The sequence below is a fragment of the Selenomonas sp. ND2010 genome, assembly GCF_000702005.1.
Classification (GTDB): Bacteria; Bacillota; Negativicutes; order Selenomonadales; family Selenomonadaceae; genus Selenomonas_A.
On the sequence record NZ_KL370849.1, the window covers coordinates 5,326 to 8,401 of the forward strand.

Here is a 3,076-nt window from a genome sequence, read left to right on the forward strand (position 1 = left end):
AAATGACTTCCCCCCACTTGACTGCTAGCATATCCATGCGCCAGCGGGCATTGGCGGGACTGGTTGATGGCATGGTATGAAAGGTAATATCGGTTCGGGAGAGCAGTGGCTTATTATAGCGTTTAAACGCTTGGGCGGATTTTCCCCCATTGAAACAGATGGTTTTGATATGTGGATAGTTTGCCAGCAGGGAAGTGAAATCATTGCCCTGCTCATTTTTTATGGCGGAATCAAGGCTGCCATTGCGTTCGCAGGTATCAATCGAATCCCAGAGTGCGATGTGATGGCGCAATAACATTTGCAGCCGACCTGTGTAGTCCATGGGGACGTCGGGCTCTTCGAGCAACCTCGCCATCAGGGGCCAAAAACGGTTCTGAGGATGTGCATAATACTGCTGTTGTTCAAGCGATGTGACGCCGGGCATGGAGCCAAGAATCAGTGTGTGACAGTTCTCGTCGATGCTGGGGGGAAAGCCGATACAATTCATAAAATACCTCCTACGGTTTTTTCTTTATTTTAACATATCGTCAAAAAAATCTTGACGGATTTCCATTTTTTGCTATAATTAATTCAATGAATGAATTAATGTTCATATATTAAATGGAAGCTATGAGGTGAGACGGATGGATAAAAGAAAGCGCAATTTGATGCGGATTATACTGGCTGCAGTATTGTTGGCAGCGTTAGCTTATGCTCCGCTAGAGGGAGGATGGCGATTTGCTGCGTATCTGGTTCCGTATCTGGTGGTTGGCTATGATGTTTTGCTGAAAGCTGTCAAAGGCGTAAAAAACCGCAAGACCTTTGATGAAAGTCTCTTGATGGCCATAGCGACTATCGGTGCAATGGCGCTGGCTGTTTATGAGGATGGCGATTATACAGAGGGCATTGCGGTAATGCTGTTCTATCAAGTGGGCGAATGGTTCCAAAGCTATGCCGTTGGCAGAAGCCGTCGGGATATCAGCAAGCTTATGGATATTCGCCCGGATTATGCCAATATTGAGCAGGCAAACGGTAAATTGGAACAAGTGACACCAGAGGATGTGGCCGTAGGTTCGGTAATCGTGGTGCAGCCTGGAGAAAAAATTCCGCTTGATGGCATCGTAACCGAGGGAAAATCAAGTCTCGACACCATTGCCCTGACGGGAGAAAGCCTGCCGCGCGAGATTGGTCCGGGAGACGAGGTGTTGAGCGGCTGTATCAATACCAATGGACTGTTACGAATCCGTACTACGAAGGAATTCGAAGAATCTACGGCGTCAAAAATCTTAGAACTGGTTGAGGATGCCAGCTCGAATAAATCAAGATCGGAGGCCTTCATTACGCGGTTTGCCCGAGTCTATACGCCCTTTGTTGTTTATGCGGCCATCGCTTTGGCTTTTGTGCCGCCTTTGGGACAGTGGCTATTGAGCGGGGCGGAACCCCAGTGGGGCGTATGGTTTTATCGTGCGTTGACATTTTTGGTAATAAGTTGTCCCTGTGCTTTGGTTATCAGTATTCCGTTGAGTTTTTTTGCCGGACTCGGCGGTGCCAGCCGGCAGGGTGTTTTGATTAAGGGATCCAATTATTTGGAAGCCTTGGCGTCCGTGGATACCGTAGTTTTTGATAAGACAGGAACGCTGACGAAAGGTGTCTTCGAAGTTACCGCTATTCATCCGGAAAAATTAGATGAACGGCAGCTGTTGCATCTAGCGGCACATGTGGAGCGCTTTTCGACGCATCCTATTGCGGCTTCGCTCAAAGCAGCGTATCGGGAGGAAGCCGATGACTGCGTCGTGGAAAATATGGAGGAATTGGCTGGCTTGGGGGTACGGGCAAAGGTCAATGGATCGTCCATTAGCGTTGGCAACAGCCGCATGATGGAAGCGGAAGGAATTGAATGGCGTGATTGTAAGCATAGTGGAACCATCCTCCATGTCGCCATGGATGGGGAATATGCCGGCCATATCGTGATTTCCGATGTCGTCAAGGAAACTTCCCAGCAGGCGGTGGAGGCCTTGCATCGCAATGGTGTGGCGAAAGTCTTTATGTTGACGGGGGATGTTTCACGGGTGGCTTCCGAGGTGGCAGCCAAGTTAGGAATTGACTGCGTGTACAGCGAATTGCTGCCAGCGGATAAAGTGTCCAAGGTGGAAGAGCTGTTGGCAGAGAAAAAGCAAGTGGGCAGCCAAGGGAAATTGGCGTTTGTAGGGGATGGAATCAACGATGCGCCGGTGATATCCCGGGCTGATGTCGGCATTGCCATGGGGGCTATGGGATCGGATGCTGCCATTGAGGCTGCGGATGTGGTACTCATGGATGACAATCCGCTGCAATTGGCCAAGGCGCAGCGCATCGCTCGCAAGACGATGCGAATTGTCCGGCAGAATATTTGGGGGTCCATTGGGGTCAAAGCAATCGTGCTTATTCTTGGCGCTGTGGGCTTTGCGAATATGTGGGCGGCGATTTTTGCCGATGTTGGCGTTATGGTATTGGCGGTCCTCAACGCGATGCGGGCGATGATGATGCCGGAGAAGAAATTGGATGGAGCCAGTGGCAGAAAGGAAACTGAGATGAAAAAGTCTTATAAAATCGATGTGGATTGTCCGAATTGTGCAAGTCTTATGGAAGATGCGGCTAACAAGACCACCGGAGTGAAATCGGCAACGGTCAATTTCATGATGTTGAAGATGAAGGTCGAATTCGAAGAAGGCTATGATGCGGCTTCGGTTATGGAACAAGTTCGGCAAAATTGCAAACAGGTCGAAGAGGATTGCGAAATATATCTTTGAGACAAGAAGGGGCTGTGAAATTACAGTTTGCAGGGGAGTATTACCCAGTTCGTGTTCGAGACAAATCGCCGGCGGCGGGGGCCCCAGTACCAACGCTCCACCGGTGACAACCCGCTACAAGAAATTTTTGCCTTTTAATTAAGAGTTGGAAAACAGTTAAACGCGCTTCGCTTGGACGAAACTGCTTTTCCAACGAGAACGCAGGCAAAAATTTCTTGCTTCACGCGGAACGTCAAGGCTACGCTTATGGTACTGGGGCCCCCGCCGCCTCGGTTAGAGCCGGCACGAATTGCTGCACCCTCGGAGGG

At 49.8% G+C, this 3,076-nt stretch carries 2 protein-coding genes; one reads left to right on the top strand and one right to left on the bottom strand.

Annotated elements, in window-relative coordinates; genetic code table 11:
• A partial coding sequence (locus tag T504_RS0113515; RefSeq protein ID WP_033171594.1) for a DNA-deoxyinosine glycosylase occupies positions 1–487 on the bottom strand: 487 nt, incomplete at its 3' end.
• 136 nt (positions 488–623) lie between these two features.
• On the opposite strand from T504_RS0113515, the gene T504_RS0113520 reads away from it, so the two are divergent.
• Positions 624–2,768, top strand: coding sequence for a heavy metal translocating P-type ATPase (locus tag T504_RS0113520; protein ID WP_033171595.1), 2,145 nt, complete (start codon positions 624–626; stop codon positions 2,766–2,768).
• Positions 2,769–3,076: the final 308 nt, after the last annotated feature.

What these genes read in the sequence shown, in the direction of transcription:
- T504_RS0113520 (WP_033171595.1), top strand. Translation starts at nt 624, where the DNA reads ATGGATAAAAGAAAGCGCAATTTGATGCGGATTATACTGGCTGCAGTA.